We start from the raw sequence: 18,413 nt of genomic DNA, 5'->3' as shown, positions 1-18,413 counted from the left end.
TTGTGTCCTTATCTCACTCTTCATCTGCTCAACTAACGCCTCCGTCAGGTTACTGGTTGGTTTGTTCAAAGCACATTAGTCTTCTGCTAGACCGTCAGGCGATTCGACGAAATATACTGTTAAGCATAGCCTTACTCTTGATTGGCATTCTCAGTTTGGGCGTTGGCACCTTAAGCTTATCACCTAAAGAAGTGGTGCTAGCACTGATTGGGCAAGGCGATACCATGACGCAATTCGTGGTCAATGAATTACGTCTTAATCGATTATTAGCCGGTATTTACACGGGGGCTGCGTTTAGTATTGCCGGTTGCTTGATGCAAACGGTGGCACGTAATCGATTAGCCACACCGGGGATCATCGGCATCGATAATGCGGCCATGGCGTTTGCTGTCGCATCAGTAGTTGGTGTCGGTATTGGCCTTGCTCCATCTGCCATGGCTCTGACTGGGGCGGCATCTGCGACCGCGCTGGCGTTTATTATTGGTGGTGGTAGTGGCACCCGAGGTTATCGCTTTATTGTTGCAGGCTTGGCCATTGGCTCAGTGTCCGCTGCTGTGTCGCAACTACTGCTCTCACAAGTTCATATTGATACAGCTAACGAGGCTTATCCATGGACAGTGGGAAGCTTGTCTGCACGTCCTGAAGAACAGATTCCTCGGATGGGCTGGATCACTTTAGTGGGAACGTTCGTGAGCATTTTTTTATGTCAGCGTTTCCAATTAATGGCCTTTTCCGATTCTGTGATGACCGCTCTTGGTCGCACGCCCAACCGCCTGCGTTTTTCTGCAGTCGCGATTTCTGTGGTGCTAACTGGCTTTGCCGTCGCCCTAGCTGGCCCTGTTGGGCTCGTCGCTTTAGTTGGTCCCGAAATGGCAAGAACCTTTGCTAAGCATCGAGGCTTACCGCTGGTATCTAGCGCCCTTTGTGGGGCAATTGTCATGGTATTGGCAGATTTCGCGGGACGAACACTTTTGAGCCCCATCGAAATTCCTGTCGGAGTGGTCACTGCAGTGGTTGGCGGGCCTTACTTACTTTGGATATTAATTCGTAAACCTAAACGGAGCACTCTATGAGTTCATCCACTCAAGCGCCTTTAGGCACTCAATCGATCACTCTTAAACATGATGACCACATCATCATCGATGGGCTGGATGTCACGTTTCCAGCAGGGAAAGTCACCGCCATCGTCGGCCCCAATGGCTGCGGCAAATCAACGCTGCTAAACGGCTTATCACGTGTTCATCTGCCGTCCTCAGGGCACATTCTGCTAAATGGAAAGGACATTCATTCCATGCCGGCTAAGCAAGTGGCGAAGAAGTTAGCGCTGTTACCGCAAGAGACGTCAGCCCCTGATGGCATTACGGTACGAGAGCTGATTCGTTTTGGTCGTCACCCCCATCAGTCTCTGTTCAAACAGTGGGGGATGGATGATCGAACCGCCATCGAATTTGCCCTACAAGCCGCAAATCTGGAATCTTTAGGGGACCGCTTACTGGATACGCTTTCTGGTGGACAGCGCCAACGTGCTTGGATCGCCATGTCCATTGCTCAAGAAACACCTCTTTTGCTTCTCGACGAACCCACTTCCGCCTTAGACTTAGGGCATCAAATAGAAGTATTCGACCTCATTAGGGAGCTTGCGGCAGCGGGCAAAACCATCATCATGGTCGTTCATGATCTAGCGATGGCCGCTCGTTATGCCGATCATTTGATCGCGATGAAAGGGGGGGAAATTGTTGCCCAAGGCTCACCTAAGCAGGTCATCACGCCAGAGATTTTGGAAAGTTTGTACGGAGTTCATTGTGACCTGTTGGCAGACCCGCACACAGGCGCACCGATTCTGGTAAATGTCCGTCGAGCAAATCACTCAGGGGCCAGCGAAGCTGCCGCCCCAACCGACAATAAGCAGACTGAGCTAGCCCTCTAGTTAACTGGGCAACCACGTCACAATAGGTGCGTACTCACTTTGAGTTAGAGTACGCATTCTTCAAACGCTTCAGCAAAACCTGGTTTCTTTTCGGCAAATGCCCGAAAGCGTATAGAAGATACAAGGGAAGTTTTGGAGCCTGCCACTCAGGAAGGACTCGGATCAATTCACCTGGGTGGAACTCCTCTCTTCTAGCGACCATATCCTCAGGTAAAAGGCCAATCCCTCTGCAATGGAGGATGGAGTCCATATGAAATCCCATCAAATCCGATGTCAGACGCGAACGCGGCATGCGAATTTCTCTATAGCCATGCTCTGGATGAAAGAGAGCAGACATTTGATCATTACCAAAGAAGTTATGTAAATTGACCCAATCATGCTCTTCAAGCTCTTCAATAGCATCAATCGGGCCATGTTGATCAAGATAGCGTTTGTGGGCATAAACACCGCAGCCGAGCTCTCCTAGCAGCTCCGACTTGAATGTTCCGCCACGAAGCTCGCCCATGTACAGCGCAACATCCGTTTGCTCACGGATATCTTGAAAATCCGTCACTGTGTAGACATCTATTTGCACTTCAGGAAAGTCATCGAGAAACTGAAACAGCTCCCGCGTCGCCCAAGATCGACTCAAACCAGAGAACAAACCGACCGTCAGCCGCCCTGTTACTGTTTCTTTCAACTCATCTACCGTCCGATGAGCACGCAAAACGGTATCCAAAATGGACTTGGCATAGGGCAAAAAAGCCTTCCCTGCATCGTTGGCAAACATCTTATTGGCTTGGCGACGCATGAGAGGTTGACGCATAACTTCTTCAAGATGAGAAATACGCCGACTGAGAGTCGACTTGGAAACGCCTAACTCTTTAGCACTTAAACTTAAGTTTCCCGTTTCAACCACAGATACAAAACTTTTTAAATCATTGAGATCGTACACGATAGCCCTCTTTTGAATGATTCCGCCGTTGTAAAATACGCAACGCTTCATCGCAGGACAAGTTTACACAAATAATACAGAATACAAATGATAAAGATTACTATTAAATTTTGCATTTTTTGTACTTGTTTTAAGGATTAAAGCTCATGCGTAGTTTCTCGATTTCTTTGGTGGCTGTTAGTGTGGCCATGGCCCATTCTGCCCATGCCGAGACGTTCAACCTTGATGAGTTAGTCGTCAGCGCTTCTGGCTATGAGCAAAATACACAGGATGCTGCGGCTTCCATTACTGTTATCAGCGCAGCAGAGATTGAGAAAAAAGCCTACCGCGATGTAACTGACGCTCTCGCAGCGGTTCCAGGTGTATACGTTTCTGGTGGCGGCTCAACCTCTGACATCACCATGCGTGGTCTTGGTGGTAAATACACCATGATTCTAGTGGATGGTAAACGTCAAACGAGCCGTGAAACACGCCCTAACTCTGACGGCCCTGGTATTGAGCAAGGTTGGATACCACCACTATCAGCGATTGAGCGTATCGAGGTCATTCGTGGCCCTATGTCTTCTTTGTATGGCTCAGATGCGCTAGGCGGTGTGATCAACATTATCACTAAAGATGTGCAACCTGAGTGGCACGGACAATTGAGCCTTGGCACCGTTATTCAAGAAGACAATGCATCTGGCAATAGCATGCAAACAGATTTCTACGCATCAGGCCCTCTGGTGGGCAATACGCTTGGATTAGAAGTGTTTGGTCAAATTAATGAGCGCGAAGAAGACAGCATCACTAATGGTTATGCTGAACAAAGCATGCAAAACCTAACAAGCAAATTGTCTTGGAAGGTCAATGACGAGCAAACCTTAAAGTTCGAAGCAGGTACAGAGTCACAGAACCGAGATCGCACGGCTGGTTTAAGTGCAACCTCAGATAGCGAAGCTGAGTACCAACGCGATCACTTCTCTATCAGTAGCGATTTAAACAAAGAAAACAGCCAACACAATAGCTACATCAGCTATGAAAATAACGACAACAAAGCCCGTGATATGCAATACGAGTCACTGGTTTTGAACCATCAGAGCCACTTATTCTTTGACCAACATACATTGACCGTAGGTGGACAATTTGAGAACCAAACACTAAGTGATGACAGCAACAACGCTGACAACGGCTTAAACGAGCTTGAGCGTTGGCAAGCAGCAGTCTTTGCTGAAGACGAATTCTACTTAACAGATACTTTCTCTCTAACAGCAGGCCTGCGTTACAACGAAGACGAAAACTACGGCAGTGCAGTGACGCCACGTGTTTACGGTGTTTGGCAAACAACCGATAACATCACCCTAAAAGGTGGTATCAGCGCAGGCTACCGCTCGCCTGATCTTCGTCAAGCAACAGACGGCTGGGCACAAACAACAGGTCGTGGTAGCGCCATTATTTTAGGCAACTCTGACTTGGAAGCAGAGAAAAGCATTAACTATGAAGTAGGTATTGCTTGGACTAACCATCAGGGTACTAAAGCGGAATTGACCGCTTTCTATACGGAATTCAAAGATAAGATCACAGAAAGCCGTGACTGTGATACCAGCGCAGGTGATGCTAGCTGTACCTATGATGGTGAAAGCTACTCGTTTATCAGCTCTCGTTACAACGTAGATAAAGTTGTTACCCAAGGTGTAGAAGCCTCTTATGCAATGCCTCTAACCGCTACATTGGATTGGGATGTTGGTTACACTTTCACTGACTCAGAGCAGAAGTCGGGCGACTTCGCTGGACAGCCGCTGAATCGTATTCCAAAGCACCGTATTCACACCAACCTTTCATGGGATGCGACCGAGGCCCTGAATGTTTGGGGTGAAGTGAATTATGTTGGTGAGACCACTGAAGGTTTATCTCGCACCAGTATGGCGGCAGCCTACCCAGAATATACGCTGGTTGATACAGGCTTCACTTACAAAGCGACGAAAGATGTTACTTTCTACGCAGGCATTTACAACTTGCTTGATAAAGAAATTGACTACGATACCTACGGTAAAATCCTAGATGGCCGTCGCTACCAGGCGAAAGTCAAAGTCGCTTTCTAAGCCTATTCAAGAGGCCCCTTAACCTCGCGATTTTTAGGTTTATCCATATCCCCTCTGAGTCTTTCAGAGGGGATTTTTTGCTAACAAGCTTGCTCGGCAAACGCTTTCCAATATTGAGCGATCACCGCTTGGTTTTCTTCCAGAGTGTCCACTGGCACCAATCGGCCTTGTTTTTGTAACGTCTGACGATGAGCGGCGGCTCGATAAAAGGTATACGCTTCTTTCATCTTCGCAACGTTTTCAGTCGAGAGTAAATCGTGTGCCTCGGCAGCCTCTAGTTGACGAATATTGTCCGAGTAGGTCATTAGATCTGGGTAGCGATGTGACCATGCCAACACCATGTATTGCACCATAAACTCAATGTCTATAATGCCGCCAGCTCCTTGTTTCAGGTCGAAGCCTTTTTCAATACCACTGGTGTCCAAGTGCGCACGCATTTTTTCACGCATCTTAAGCACTTCTTGTTTCAAGCTTTCTCGATCGCGCTCACGACCGATGATGTCTGCTCGAGTATGTTCAAACTGCGCCATCAGCTGCGCTTCCCCGGCTAAGGCTCGCGCTCTGCATAACGCCTGATGTTCCCATACCCACGCTTCTTTCTCTTGATAGTCTTTGAAGGATTCAAAGCTAGTCACCAGCAAGCCCGAGTTACCTGAAGGGCGCAAGCGCATGTCCACTTCATAGAGTCGGCCTGCCGCCGTAAAGCTCGTCAGAAGGTGGATGATGCGCTGACCTAAGCGTGTATAAAACACCAAGTTATCAATGCTGCGTTCACCGTTGGTGGCACGATTAAGTTGAGCGTTATGGATAAAGACCAGATCCAAATCTGAATCATAGCCCAGCTCTATCCCGCCAGATTTGCCATAGCCTACTATGACCATCTCTGGACGAGTGACATCACTGTCATCTCTTGTAGGGAAACCATGGCGCTGGGTGAGATAATGCCATGACTGCTGTAGCACTTGTTCTAATAGCACCTCAGCCAACCAAGTCAAGTGATCACTCACTTTCATTAGAGGCAAGATACCAGTTATATCGCAAGCCGCGACACGCATGATAATTGAGCGCTTAAAGCGACGCATGGCATCCATATGAGCCTCTTCATCGTCTTCTGGTAAACGCATCAGGGTTTGCCTTAGCTCAAGCTGCATCGCTTCTTTAGAAGGTGGCGAAAAGAGCGTATTGGCGTCTAACAGCTCATCTAGCAATGCAGGCGAGTTAGAGATCATTTCAGAGAACCAAACGCTCGCCCGACACAAACCAATCAAGTGCACAATGGCACTCTGGTTTTCAGACAAAAGCACTAGGTAAGAAGTGCGTCGCGTCACCGCTTCCATGATGGGAATGATGCGTTGCAATACCGTATCAGGATGTGGTTCGTCTTCTAGACAGATCATCAAAACTGCTAGGAATACCGCCAAGCGCTCTTGTCCAATGGGTTGCATGTAGGCAACCGCACGCGAGTTGAGGAATTGCCCCAGTTGTTGGGCCGATGCTGTATGATCTTGCCACTGAATGCTTTCCATCGCCTCTTCGATCAAACTTTGCTCTTGAGGCTGCTTTAGAATCACTCGCCAGGCTTCTTGCGCCTGCTGGTCACAAGAGTTTTCTTCACCATCATCAATCAATGCTTGAAAGTATTGATGCACCGCCTTGCGATGTTGCCATAGGGTTTCTAGAAGCACGTCCCAACTCACTTCGCCCACATGATACGCTAACCTCGCTCGCTCTGTTTCGTCCTCAGGCAATAACTGGGTTTGCTCATCTGCGGCACCTTGTAAAGCATGTTCAACACGTCGCAGGTAACGATAGGCAGCAAGCAAATCCTCCACTTGTTTCGCGTCTAGGTAATCGTCTTTCCCTAAAGCCGGTAAGACATGAAATAAAGCAGGATTTTGCAAACGCTGGTCACGGCCCCCGTGAAGAATTTGTAAGGCTTGAACAATAAACTCAACCTCACGAATGCCCCCTTCCCCCAACTTGATATTGTGCTCAATCCCTTTCCTTCTCACTTCTTTGGCGATCATCGACTTGAGGTCGCGCAGCGCACCAATGGCACCAAAATCCAAATATTTCCGATACACAAATGGACGGCGAAGCGCTTCAAACTCTTCCACATCAATGGGGTCTCCCGCCATGACCCGAGCCTTGATCATGGCGTAACGCTCCCAATCACGACCTTGGTCTTGGTAGTAGTTCTCCAGTGAATCCATACTCATGACCAAAGCACCAGACTGACCAAACGGTCTTAAGCGCATATCCACACGAAATACGAAACCTTCCGCATTCACTTGATCTAAATGCTGAATCAGCTTTTGCCCGATCTTTGTGAAATACTCTTGGTGAGACAGTGACTTTTTGCCTCCTTGTGTCTCACCATGCTCACGAAACGCAAACACCAGATCGATGTCTGATGAGAGGTTTAACTCAAAACCTCCTAACTTACCCATACCAATCACGATCAGCTTTTGAACTTGACCTTGCTGATCGAGGGCTTTGCCATACAATGCCTGATAATTCTGCATGGACCATTGTTGGCTGGCGTTGACGGCAACATCCGCCAAGCGACTTAGGTGGGCCGTTAGGGTTTCAAGGGAAATGGTTTGCTCGATATCTGCTGCAATTAAACGCGTCATCCACCAATGGCGATAACGACGCAGTTGCTGCATCAGGGTAGCCTCATCCCAGTCCGGTTGCGCAACCGTTTCTGAGGCATGTTTACCCCAATGCTTCTCTCCAGAGTAAAACTGGTCAATGGATGGCTCCACCACTGATTCCATTGATTCAAACAACGTTTCTAGCCAATTGGGGAAACGCGTTAGTTGTTTATGAACGTACTCACTCAATAGCCAGATGCGTTCTGCACGTTCTAGTGTCTGCGCATCGATCTCTAAGCCGACTCGTCTTGCGATGGCATCGGTCAGAGCTTGCTGTTTTATCTCTCGTTGTTGCGCTGTGCATAACGTCTGAAGCTGCGAAAGTGGAATCAAGGTCAAGTGGATATCCTTATTGTTATTGGCCGTTACATTAGGCTGGTCGATCAAGTTGCTGATTAAGCCATTGCCCTGTCGATAGCATCATGATGCCAGTCTCTGGTTTACTCGCCAAGCGTTCTAGCAGTCCTACTCTGTCTACTTTAAACAAGCCATCATAGCATTGATCTAGGGCCTCTAATCGCTTGGACAGTTCCGTAGGAACGCATTGCTTCAATTGGTATATTGCACTGCGTATCGGCTGTAATAGAGCCTCGTCTTTCAGGTAAAACATAGCCTCCCAATACACCAGCCAGGTTTCATACCAGTACTCGGCAAAGCTCAATAATGAGTCCTGTGGATGAGGTTTAGATGGAAACTCTATACGACGATGTTTTAGTCGCGAACCTTTTTGCGCTTTTGACACAACACTTACTTGGACTGGCACTTGCTGCGCAATAAGATGAGCAAACTCGTATAACGCGCCTTCATCACCGGACTTTAGCTCAAGCTCTAACTCACAAATACTGTCGCGACCATAAGCAGAGGACACTTCCCCTTCATCACAAACCACCTCTAATACTGAGGATTGGTAATGAATCAGCCACACATGGCGCTGGAAATCCGTGCGAAAAACTTCAATGAGATCACGAGACCATTGCATATCTTGTAATGGCTCAGGCAATGGCACTTCTGTTAATAACGAGAGGTCTAACGCGTCACTGTCAACGTGCCACTCCCATTCACCTCTGGCATGCATGCCAACACGACTGCTACCACGAGTTTTGACGGTTTGTATGAATTCTCGATTTACCGCACGGATACGCAGTGCGATACCATTTTCTAACAAAAGAGCGTTAGCCGTATCGAAATATCCATTCATTAGATCGAGTGTCGCTTGGCGGGAACTCTGGGAGGATGTATCTTGATCAGAACTGTTTTTTTCGCAAAAAGCATCGAGAAAAGCGCATGCCGACTTGAGATACTCGGGTTGAACCATTAACTTTAGTTCAAGCTCGGTAGCCATATTTTATAACCTCTAAACTTCCGGAATACCGGAAACAACTGCGTTAAAGAAGCAAGTTTACCAGAAGCGTTCAACACTGCATTATTTTTGGCATCACGCCTAGGAGCATCCCATGTCTTCACTTCCCTCACTTTTGAGCATGATGACACAATTGATCGCCACACCCTCAATCAGTTGTAGTCAAAAAAGCTGGGATCAGTCAAATAAAGGTGTCATTTTCTTATTGGAAAGTTGGCTATCAAGCCAAGGCTTTCAGTGTGAAATCATGCCATTACCCGGGCAGCCCGACAAAATGAACCTCATCGCCACCATCGGCCATGGCGCTGGCGGCCTAGTATTATCCGGGCACACTGATACCGTTCCTTATGACGATGACCGTTGGCAAAGCGACCCTTTCAAACTCGAAGAACGTGACAACAAGCTCTTCGGTTTAGGGACCTGTGATATGAAAGGATTCTTCGCCATTGTGCTCGATACCATACGCGATATGGACCTTGGCAAGATACAACAGCCTTTAATCATTCTTGCCACAGCAGATGAAGAAAGCTCCATGGACGGCGCCCGTGCGTTAGTGGATGCGGGTCGCCCCAAAGCGCGTTACGCACTGATCGGCGAGCCGACTTCTTTGACGCCGATTCATGCCCACAAAGGCATTATGATGGAGAAAATCCGCATCACCGGAAAAGCAGGCCATTCTTCCAACCCTAGCCTTGGCAATAATGCTCTGGATGCCATGCATGCAGTGATGTCTGAACTCATGGTTTATCGCCAAGGGCTCAAACAGAAATATCGTGATGCGAACTTTGTCATTGATTACCCTACGATGAACTTTGGTTGTATCCATGGCGGGGACAACCCGAACCGTATTTGCGGCCGTTGTGAGTTGGAGTTTGATATTCGAGCCCTGCCCGGTATGAACAATGCGGCTCTCTTTCAAGAGATCAGCGCCATTTTGCCCCAAATCGAACAGCAAACCCGTACCAAAATCGAATTAAATCATTTATTTCCGGATGTCCCATCGTTTTTCACAGAAAAGGAATCCGATATCATTAAGGCATGTGAACGTCTCACCCAAAAGGAAGCGACTTCCGTTGCATTTGCCACCGAAGGACCTTTCCTAAATCAGTTGGGTATGGAAACCCTTGTATTGGGTCCAGGATCGATTGACCAAGCCCACCAGCCCAACGAGTTTATGGCGCTCGATCAAGTCGCGCCCATGCAACACGTGATTAAGGGATTAGTGGAACGTTATTGTTTAACCCCGAGTACCGAAAATGAGGCAACGCGTGTCTGACGAACTCAATTATGTAGACTGGTTTCGCCACTCTTCGCCCTACATTAACGCTCACCGCGGCAAGACACTTGTTATCTTGATCCCCGGCGAAGCGTTTGAGAGCCCTAACTTCTCAAATATTATTCATGACCTTGCCCTATTGGATTCTCTAGGTATTCGTCTGGTATTAGTGCAAGGGGCTCGCCCGCAAATCAACCGGGCCCTAACTGAACGCGAATTACCCTCTAGTATTGAAGATGGTTATCGAGTCACGCCACAAGAACATTTGATTGATATTATTCAAGCTTCGGCTGCTGTGCGCGTGCAGTTAGAAGCTCAGCTATCGATGGGCTTGTCCAACACCCCTATGGCCAATGCTGGCCTGAAAGTTTGTAGTGGTAATTATGTGGTCGCTAAGCCTCTGGGCGTGGTAGATGGTTTTGATTATGGTCACTCAGGTGAAGTACGTCGTATTGACAGTGAGGCCATCTTTCGCCTGCTTGAAGACGATAACATGGTCCTGCTACCGCATCTTGGTTTCTCTCCAACAGGCGAAGTATTCAATCTCAAAGCAGAAGATGTGGCGACACAGGCTGCGATCCAGCTTAAAGCAGATAAGCTCATTATCTTCACCGAAGATGAAGGCATTTTCGACGAGAAAGATGAACTATATTCAGAGCTGCTGGCCCATCATGCGGACATTATTCTCGCCAATGGCGGCCTAACACCGATCACTCGAGACGCTCTTGAAGCGTGTTTGATGGCGGTACGTGCGGCGGTGCCCCGTGCTCACATTATTTCGTTTAATGAAAACGGTGGCCTGCTCAGCGAGCTTTTCACCCGTGAAGGCTCCGGCACAATGATCGATGAAGACAGTTATGAAAAGCTGCGCTTAGCGACCATCGATGATGTGGGCGGCATGATGCACCTACTCGCACCACTGGAAGCAAAGGGTATTTTGGTACGCCGCTCACGTGAGCTACTGGAAAATGAAATCGAGCGCTTCCTCGTAATTGAGCGCGACGGTGCAATCGTTGCCTGTGCGGCACTGTATCCGTTTGAGCAAGAACGTTTAGGAGAACTTGCATGTGTGGCTGTATCACCAGAATATCGTGGTTCTAATCGGGGCGAGCGCTTACTTAAAGGAATTGAATACGAAGCCAAGCGCCAAGGCTTGGATACGCTATTCCTGCTCACAACACGAACTGCCCATTGGTTTATCGAACGGGGTTTCCGCGAAACAACGTTATCGACCTTACCTGCTAAAAAGCAAGCATTGTACAACTACCAACGTAACTCAAAGATCTTTGCTAAGCAGCTCTAACCACATATTAGGTGCGCCGGATATTGGCGCACCTAATTGATCAAAATAGGGTTTTACAATAGTCGCTAAAATCCACCAGAATATACAGCTCATCATCACGTTGTATAGTGCCTTGTACAAATTCACTTTCTTTGTATTCTAGGGTTTGGATGGTTTGGCTATCAGGCAAATCCATTACCTTTTCAACACCTTCGACTCGAATACCAAAATAGCCAGAAGGTAAATCCAAGACAATAATGTGCCCTTCTTCTTTGCATTCTTCAGGGTCTAAATCTAATAGGTAAGAGCCGTATAGCACCGTAACCATGTTCCCTCGAACTTCAATCATCCCTTCCACTCCCGCTCCCGAACCGGGCACAGGGGCTGACTCTTGATAGCTTAAAACCTCTTTTATCGTAGATAAAGGATGCAAATACTGCTCACTCCCCAAGCGAAAACAGATCCCTTTTGACAATGCCTCCTCCATACCAACTCCCTCATCAATTAAAGTTAAATATAGTGTTAAAAAATAGTTACATGTCTAAATATTTATTTCAAACATTAAAAAACCCATTACTGATTTAGCAATGGGTTTTTAGTTCAATGAATGGCTTATACGCTACTCAACAATCTTAAATGGAATAAACATTGGGTAACCATCACGAATCACTCGCATAGGAACCGAGCGATTAGACGGTAGAGTTTGTGCAATACGATTGAAAGCATCAACGCCTTCTATGACTTGGCCATTTAGCATGGTAATCACATCGCCCTGTTGCAACCCGTTACGTGCCGCAGCGCCGCCCATTATTTGCTCAACAACCACACCACCTTCAATACCAAGACGATCCGCTTGTTGCTCTGATACCGGTGCAACCGTCATACCTAAGCGGTTTTCATCCGCTTTCTGCTGTGCCACTTCGGCATCATCAGGGCGCTTCGCCAGTGCAATCGTAATGGTACGCTCTTTGCCATCGCGGAACACTTGGGCTTTGGCATCCGTACCAACTTTTAATTGACCTACAAGGTAAGGCAACTCGGAAGAGTGCTCAATGGTTTTACCGTTAAACGCCATGATGATATCGCCAGCTTTTAGACCTGCTTTTTCCGCAGGAGAATCCGGCATAACACGACTAACCAGTGCACCATGTGGTCGGTCAAGATCAAACGATTCCGCTAGGTCACGGTTAACATCTTGGATCAATACCCCAAGCCATGCACGAGACACCTTACCGTCAGCTTTCAGCTGTTCCACAACTGACATAGCAACATTTGAAGGGATCGCAAAAGACACTCCCATGAAGCCACCAGAGCGAGTGTAAATTTGCGAGTTAATGCCAACGACTTCACCATCTAGGTTAAACAATGGTCCGCCAGAGTTACCCGGGTTAATCGCAACATCTGACTGAATGAATGGCACATAGTTATCACTTGGCAAGTTACGACCAATGGCACTGACAATCCCAGCAGTCACAGTGTAGTCAAAGCCAAATGGTGAACCGATAGCCAATACCCACTGACCAGCTTTCAAATCATCTGAATCGGCCATGGTTACAATCGGTAAGTCTTCCGCTTCGATCTTCAGTAGCGCCAAATCCGTGCGCGCATCGGTACCGACCAACGTTGCTTCATACTCACGACGATCGTTCAATCGAACATGAATCACATCCGCACCATCAATCACGTGATTGTTAGTCAGCACATAGCCATCATGAGAAATGATAAAGCCTGACCCTAGCGAACTTCTTTGGCGCTGTTGCTGGCGCGGCTGTTGTTGCTGTTGGCCAAAAGGCTGTTGCCCAAAGAAATGACGAAAGAATTCATTCAGCTCTTGCGCATCCGGGCTAAGCTGACGATTACTCGAAGTCGTTGTCTGTTCTGTGCTGATATTGACTACCGCCGGAGATGCGTCTTCAACTAATTCGGTAAAGTCCGGCAAATTCGCGGCATTCACCAAGGTTGAAAACAACATCAACAAAGTGATGCCAGCCCAGTTCACACGTTTTAGCAATCTGCTCATGTATTGGTCTCCTCAAACGTACCAAAGTTATATGATGCTACAGTGTCAGGTGAAGAGGATTTCAGGCGTCGTGAACCACGGGAATGGTTTGCACCTGTGTTTTATTGATTCTCAAAACTCGTGGATAAAAATCAGGATTGCTGGCTTCTTGTGCTGACTTCCGTTTAGCCACCCAAAGCCCACCTGCAAATCCACTTATCGCTCCGACAATCGAAAAAAGCGTTTGTTCCGTAAAAACTGACGGCAATGCTGCCCCCAATACCAAGCCAACTAACGGCACGGCATACATATATAAAGAAGCCTGCAGCAACGTATCTTCAGGAATGCCTACCACCACGTTTTGGCCCACTTCAAGGCCTTCTGGGGCGATGGCTTTCATTAGCATTCGATTACTGTTCGAGACTTTAGCGATCGCTCGGTGGCCACAACCGTGACGAGCTCGACAGCTGTCGCAGCTACTGGTACGGATGGTTTCGACCTCGGCAATCTGGTCATGAATCGACAGTACGGTACCTTGCTCTTCAATCATTACTTGATCCTGGCATGATCACAGCCATTAAGCGTTGTAAAGTTTGTGCAGGCACTTCACCCACCATCGTTAATAAGTAAAGCTTGTCATCCACTTGAATACTTTTCTCACCCGCTATGGTCGCGCCTAAATTCATAAAGGTTTCCGGGCGCTTCTTATCCGTCTGCTCAACAAACACGGATACCGTGCTCATTCCATCGGATAATAACAGCATATTTGTGTTGTCATTCAAGCGACGCGCGTCTTGCCAAACCAAACTAAAGCCAGCTGGCAACCAATCAAAATGCCAATGGCGTTCAACGACAGTCGGCTCGACTTCGGTAAAGTGCTGCGTATAGGACTCATCATTGGGGGTGAAGTCGGACGCTTTCAAGTCTGGCGTAAACGTGACTGAAGTAAACTGAATACGCTCTAACAATGCATCAGCAGGACCCAACACATCATGTTTTAAGAGAAAGCCATTTTCCTTATCAACCCAAAAACGGTGCGCATAACGAAACTCATCTTTTGGTGTTAAGGTCACTTTTACCGCATCGCGAGAAGCTATACGTTGCTCTTTATCAACCACATTGATGTCGTAGGCTTGCTCCAAGCGCTCCTTATCTAATTGTTGGAAACGCTTAAAAGGCTCATTTGGAACAAAACCAGCGACGTAGTCTTCTTTATCTGGAAAAACACAAATAACACTGTCGTCCGCGCGGATCACGGCAATACGTCGGCCGTCTAAATCTTCCAGACTCTCGTATTCGACCCCACCGATTAGTCCTCTACGCACTCGCATAGAGTTCATCGCGCCCGCGTCTTGATGTACAAACACGCCATCATACGCCAGCGAATCAAACGACTCCGTCATCCGCAGTAGCCACTCCACTCCGGAGTGGGCCGATACCGCTCCACTTAGACTCAGTAAAGTCGTCAGGAATAGAGCACGTATCATTGACCAGACCCTTGTGGGTAGCTAACCACTTTGGCCATAGGAATCATACCTTGACCAACCGCCATCGAGGCTTGTTGTGCATGTTGTCGTAAATAGTTTTGCAGACGTTCATTGTTTTCCAACGCTTCTTCCGCACTCAATGCCGTTAACGGCTGTGTCGGCTTAATCGTACTGGTTTGAGCCGTCACAATATTGTTGCTGGTGAAACTTTGGTCGTCACTCAACCAAGCATTGCCCCCCAGCACCACGACAAAAGCCACACTGGCCGCCACGGCCAAACCTGAGAAAAACGCACGTTTGGTATGCGCTGCACTGTTTTCTAAATTTGGTAAATGCACTTGCTCAAGTTTTTCCGGCTTCGTTGCTAATGCACCTTGATTAGGAAATACCACAACATTGCTCTCTTGCGTGGTTTGCTCCATTTTACGGTGCATTTGCGCGAGAAAACCTCCAGAGTCCGAGATCAACACCTCTGCATCAGGCTGTAATGCTTGATGAATATCTTGATAGCGATCGACTTTCTGAGCCAGATGCATAGGATCGCTGGCCAGCAGCTGTTCTATATCAGCTAGAGTCGCTTCGTTGTCTAGAAATGCGGATAGACTGTCGTCACTGCTAGAGCCGTGCTTGTCATAGAATTTTGACATGACTACTCTCCTCCCCCAAAAATAGGGCGAATTCGTTTTTCCACTGCTTCACGGGCGCGAAAAATACGCGACCTAACCGTACCAACAGGGCAATCCATGACCTGGGCAATATCCTCGTAACTCAGGCCGTCAAACTCTCTTAAAGTCAGTGCGCCTCGCAGCTCTTCGGGTAAATCTTGAATCGCGTTTTGAATTTCAACTTCTAAGCGATCTCTGTTTAAGTTGGCATCAGGCGTTCCAGCGTCAGACAATTCGCTGTAAACCGCATGAACGTCCTCATTATCCAGTTCTACGTCACTGGCGGGGGGGCGTCTTGATCGACTGACGAGATAGTTCTTTGCCGTATTGACTGCAATACGATACAACCAAGTATAGAACGCGCTCTCGCCTCGGAAACTGTCAATTGCCCGATATGCCTTAATAAAGCTTTCTTGAGCCACATCCAGCACTTCTTGCTTGTCCTGAATATAACGGGAGACTAATGCGGCGACCTTGTGCTGATATTTCAGCACTAACAGGTCAAACGCACGCTTATCTCCTGTTTGAACTCGCTTAACTAACGCCTCATCACTGGACGCTTCGTGCTGCATAGGCACCTCATAATTCATTAACATACTGTGCCCACTTTATTGATGAATATATGGACAGCGTTACTACGATAGAGTTCCACGAAGAAACCGCTCGCTGAACTTAATTCGCTATTGTATTCGATTTCCAGAAATCCCGGTAAGCCCTTGTGTCGTATCTAGGTATTCATTGGTATGCCAAAGAAGTGTAATATTGAGTCGTTTATCACTAGTCAGAACAACAACATGAGCCAACATATTCATCACGATATCGTTATTATTGGCGCCGGTGCAGCGGGCCTCACTCTTGCTTTAGAGCTTGCGAACCATCACAACGTCGCCATTTTAACAAAAGGCGATATCGCTGAAGGCTCGACCCTTTATGCTCAGGGCGGTGTTGCCGCTGTGTTGTCAGAAAAAGACACGGTTGACTCCCATGTACAAGATACCATTGTAGCGGGAGCCGAATTAGGCGACCAAGAGGCCATTCGCTTCACCGTAGAGCATTCCAAAGAAAGTATCGACTGGTTGATCGACCAAGGGGTTCCCTTTACTCGCTATGGCGACGATGACAGCTACCATTTAACCAAAGAAGGCGGCCACAGCCATCGACGCATCATTCACGCAGCAGACGCAACTGGGCTAGCGATCTCAGAAACTTTGGTCAAAAATGCCTTGGCTCATGAAAATATCCATTTTTACCCCGACCGCGTTGCGGTTGACCTAATCACCACTCAAAAGCTTGGCTTAGCGGGTGAGAATCGCGTCATTGGTCTATATGCCCTGAACCAAACATCAGAGCAGGTTGAAGTGTTCCACGCGCGACGTGTTGCGTTAGCAACAGGTGGCAGCAGTAAAGTGTATTTGTACACCAGTAATCCAGATACCGCCTCCGGTGATGGTATTGCCATGGCATGGCGTGCCGGCTGTCGAGTGGGCAATATGGAATTCAACCAATTTCACCCCACGTGTCTTTACGATGCGAAAGCGAAAACATTCCTGATCTCAGAAGCGGTACGTGGTGAAGGCGGCCGTCTATTGCTGCCTGATGGTACACGTTTCATGTTCAACTTTGATGAGCGCGGAGAGCTTGCACCACGGGACATTGTGGCGCGTGCAATCGACCATGAGATGAAGCGTTTAGGAGTGAAACACGTCTTGCTGGACATCTCTCATAAAGATCCAGAATTCATCAAAGAACACTTCCCTACCATTTATAAGCGCTGCTTAAATTACGGTCATGACATGACCAAAGGCCCTATCCCCGTAGTACCAGCGGCACATTATACTTGCGGTGGTGTGGTCGTAGATCAGTTTGGTGCGACAGATGTCAAAGACCTGTATGCCATTGGTGAAACCTCTTACACAGGGCTTCATGGGGCGAACCGTCTAGCTAGTAATTCCTTGTTAGAGTGTATTGTTTACGCACGCTCAGCGGCGCAGCAGATTTTGTCGGACAACGCGCTAAGGGCTACTTACCAGATCCCAGATTGGGATGCTTCCAAGGTGACTGACTCAGATGAAGACGTCGTCATCACCCACAACTGGCATGAACTCAGACGTTTTATGTGGGATTACGTAGGCATTGTGAGAACAAACAAGCGTCTGCTTCGTGCAAAGCACAGAGTAGATTTGCTACTGTCTGAAATTGACGAATTCTATTCCAATTATCGTGTTACGGCGGATTTACTTGAACTGCGCAACTTGGCAGTGGTAGCGGATTTAATCATCCAGTCCGCTATGGCTCGTAAAGAAAGTCGCGGATTGCACTTCACTTTAGATTACCCGGATAAGCTAGAGCAAACTGGCCCCACTATTTTGAAGCCTCGGATTCGCTCTTCTGAGCTGGCAAACCAAGCAGCTTCTGCACACAAAGCCTAGAACGTAGTTCTCGGTATTCAGACTCAATAAATTGGTCCCGATAGACTACTTGGTACTTAACGCAATAGATGACCAGACGCTGCCATAGTGTGGCGTTTGGGGTGGCATGCATCACGAGCAACATCCAATACTCGTTTAAATACAGCAACGTGACATCAGCCTGCCAACGGGGACTTTGCCAGCGAACAGTTTCTTCCAATACTTCAAGCGTCGGCAGCGGAGCTAATCGTGTATAAACTAAAAAGGCCAACACAGCCAGAAAACCAACGCTTTGCCACACTACGGACCACTGCAGCAGGACGATCAAAAGCCCTACTGC

The 18,413-nt window shown here is 47.8% G+C and carries 16 protein-coding genes; 6 read left to right on the top strand and 10 right to left on the bottom strand.

The genetic code is table 11. The annotated features are described in order from the left end of the window. Positions 1-2: 2 nt before the first annotated feature. A complete protein-coding gene (locus ACXAC1_RS11255) occupies positions 3-1,073 on the top strand; it encodes a FecCD family ABC transporter permease (protein WP_475061547.1) in 1,071 nt (356 codons plus the stop codon). After that, positions 1,070-1,927 (top strand): ABC transporter ATP-binding protein, encoded by an 858-nt coding sequence (locus ACXAC1_RS11250; protein WP_475061546.1) that lies wholly within the window; start codon positions 1,070-1,072, stop codon positions 1,925-1,927. The genes ACXAC1_RS11255 and ACXAC1_RS11250 overlap by 4 nt, the downstream gene beginning before the upstream one ends. A gap of 34 nt (positions 1,928-1,961) precedes the next feature. On the opposite strand, the gene ACXAC1_RS11245 is transcribed toward ACXAC1_RS11250, so the two are convergent. Then, entirely contained in the window at positions 1,962-2,861 is a 900-nt protein-coding gene (locus ACXAC1_RS11245; RefSeq protein ID WP_475061545.1) for a LysR family transcriptional regulator, read from the bottom strand. A 146-nt stretch (positions 2,862-3,007) separates the two neighbouring features. On the opposite strand from ACXAC1_RS11245, the gene ACXAC1_RS11240 reads away from it, so the two are divergent. After that, positions 3,008-4,939: a TonB-dependent receptor domain-containing protein gene (locus ACXAC1_RS11240; RefSeq protein ID WP_475061544.1), complete on the top strand. Its 1,932-nt coding sequence runs from the start codon at positions 3,008-3,010 to the stop codon at positions 4,937-4,939. 80 nt (positions 4,940-5,019) lie between these two features. Here the strand turns inward: ACXAC1_RS11240 and glnE are convergent, their stop codons facing one another. Then, positions 5,020-7,935, bottom strand: a complete 2,916-nt coding sequence (gene glnE / locus ACXAC1_RS11235; RefSeq protein ID WP_475061543.1) for a bifunctional [glutamate--ammonia ligase]-adenylyl-L-tyrosine phosphorylase/[glutamate--ammonia-ligase] adenylyltransferase — start codon at positions 7,933-7,935, stop codon at positions 5,020-5,022. Between the two features lie 31 nt (positions 7,936-7,966). After that, positions 7,967-8,938, bottom strand: coding sequence for a CYTH domain-containing protein (locus tag ACXAC1_RS11230; RefSeq protein ID WP_475061542.1), 972 nt, complete (start codon positions 8,936-8,938; stop codon positions 7,967-7,969). Between the two features lie 112 nt (positions 8,939-9,050). Here ACXAC1_RS11230 and argE point away from each other — a divergent pair, with 112 nt between their 5' ends. Then, positions 9,051-10,232 carry an acetylornithine deacetylase gene (gene argE / locus ACXAC1_RS11225; protein WP_475061541.1) on the top strand — a complete coding sequence of 394 codons (1,182 nt, stop codon included), beginning with the start codon at positions 9,051-9,053 and terminating at the stop codon, positions 10,230-10,232. After that, positions 10,213-11,535 (top strand): amino-acid N-acetyltransferase, encoded by a 1,323-nt coding sequence (gene argA / locus ACXAC1_RS11220; protein ID WP_475061540.1) that lies wholly within the window; start codon positions 10,213-10,215, stop codon positions 11,533-11,535. The genes argE and argA overlap by 20 nt, the downstream gene beginning before the upstream one ends. Before the next feature lie 40 nt (positions 11,536-11,575). On the opposite strand, the gene ACXAC1_RS11215 is transcribed toward argA, so the two are convergent. The 6 genes from ACXAC1_RS11215 to rpoE form a co-directional block, all read right to left on the bottom strand. After that, positions 11,576-12,001, bottom strand: coding sequence for a chemotaxis protein CheW (locus ACXAC1_RS11215; protein ID WP_475061539.1), 426 nt, complete (start codon positions 11,999-12,001; stop codon positions 11,576-11,578). Between the two features lie 132 nt (positions 12,002-12,133). After that, the gene (locus ACXAC1_RS11210; RefSeq protein ID WP_475061538.1) at positions 12,134-13,534 is read right to left on the bottom strand and encodes a DegQ family serine endoprotease; all 1,401 of its coding nucleotides are present in this window, start codon (positions 13,532-13,534) and stop codon (positions 12,134-12,136) included. A 61-nt stretch (positions 13,535-13,595) separates the two neighbouring features. Then, positions 13,596-14,063, bottom strand: coding sequence for a SoxR reducing system RseC family protein (locus ACXAC1_RS11205; RefSeq protein ID WP_133563598.1), 468 nt, complete (start codon positions 14,061-14,063; stop codon positions 13,596-13,598). Further along, a complete protein-coding gene (locus tag ACXAC1_RS11200; RefSeq protein WP_475061537.1) occupies positions 14,056-15,000 on the bottom strand; it encodes a MucB/RseB C-terminal domain-containing protein in 945 nt (314 codons plus the stop codon). The genes ACXAC1_RS11205 and ACXAC1_RS11200 overlap by 8 nt, the downstream gene beginning before the upstream one ends. After that, on the bottom strand, positions 14,997-15,647 hold the full coding sequence (locus ACXAC1_RS11195; RefSeq protein ID WP_475061536.1) for a hypothetical protein: 651 nt from the start codon (positions 15,645-15,647) through the stop codon (positions 14,997-14,999). Before ACXAC1_RS11195 ends, ACXAC1_RS11200 begins: the two co-directional genes overlap by 4 nt. Positions 15,648-15,649: 2 nt before the next feature. Next, on the bottom strand, positions 15,650-16,261 hold the full coding sequence (gene rpoE, locus ACXAC1_RS11190; protein WP_133563604.1) for an RNA polymerase sigma factor RpoE: 612 nt from the start codon (positions 16,259-16,261) through the stop codon (positions 15,650-15,652). A gap of 198 nt (positions 16,262-16,459) precedes the next feature. On the opposite strand from rpoE, the gene nadB reads away from it, so the two are divergent. Then, positions 16,460-18,094 (top strand): L-aspartate oxidase, encoded by a 1,635-nt coding sequence (nadB, locus tag ACXAC1_RS11185; RefSeq protein WP_475063817.1) that lies wholly within the window; start codon positions 16,460-16,462, stop codon positions 18,092-18,094. Here nadB and ACXAC1_RS11180 read toward each other — a convergent pair. Next, positions 18,027-18,401, bottom strand: a complete 375-nt coding sequence (locus ACXAC1_RS11180; protein WP_475061535.1) for a hypothetical protein — start codon at positions 18,399-18,401, stop codon at positions 18,027-18,029. The two genes, nadB and ACXAC1_RS11180, sit on opposite strands and share 68 nt — an antisense overlap. Positions 18,402-18,413 lie beyond the last annotated feature (12 nt).

This window comes from Marinomonas sp. AWM4_232 (genome assembly GCF_056158325.1).
This window is presented reverse-complemented; position numbering and strand designations above follow the sequence as displayed.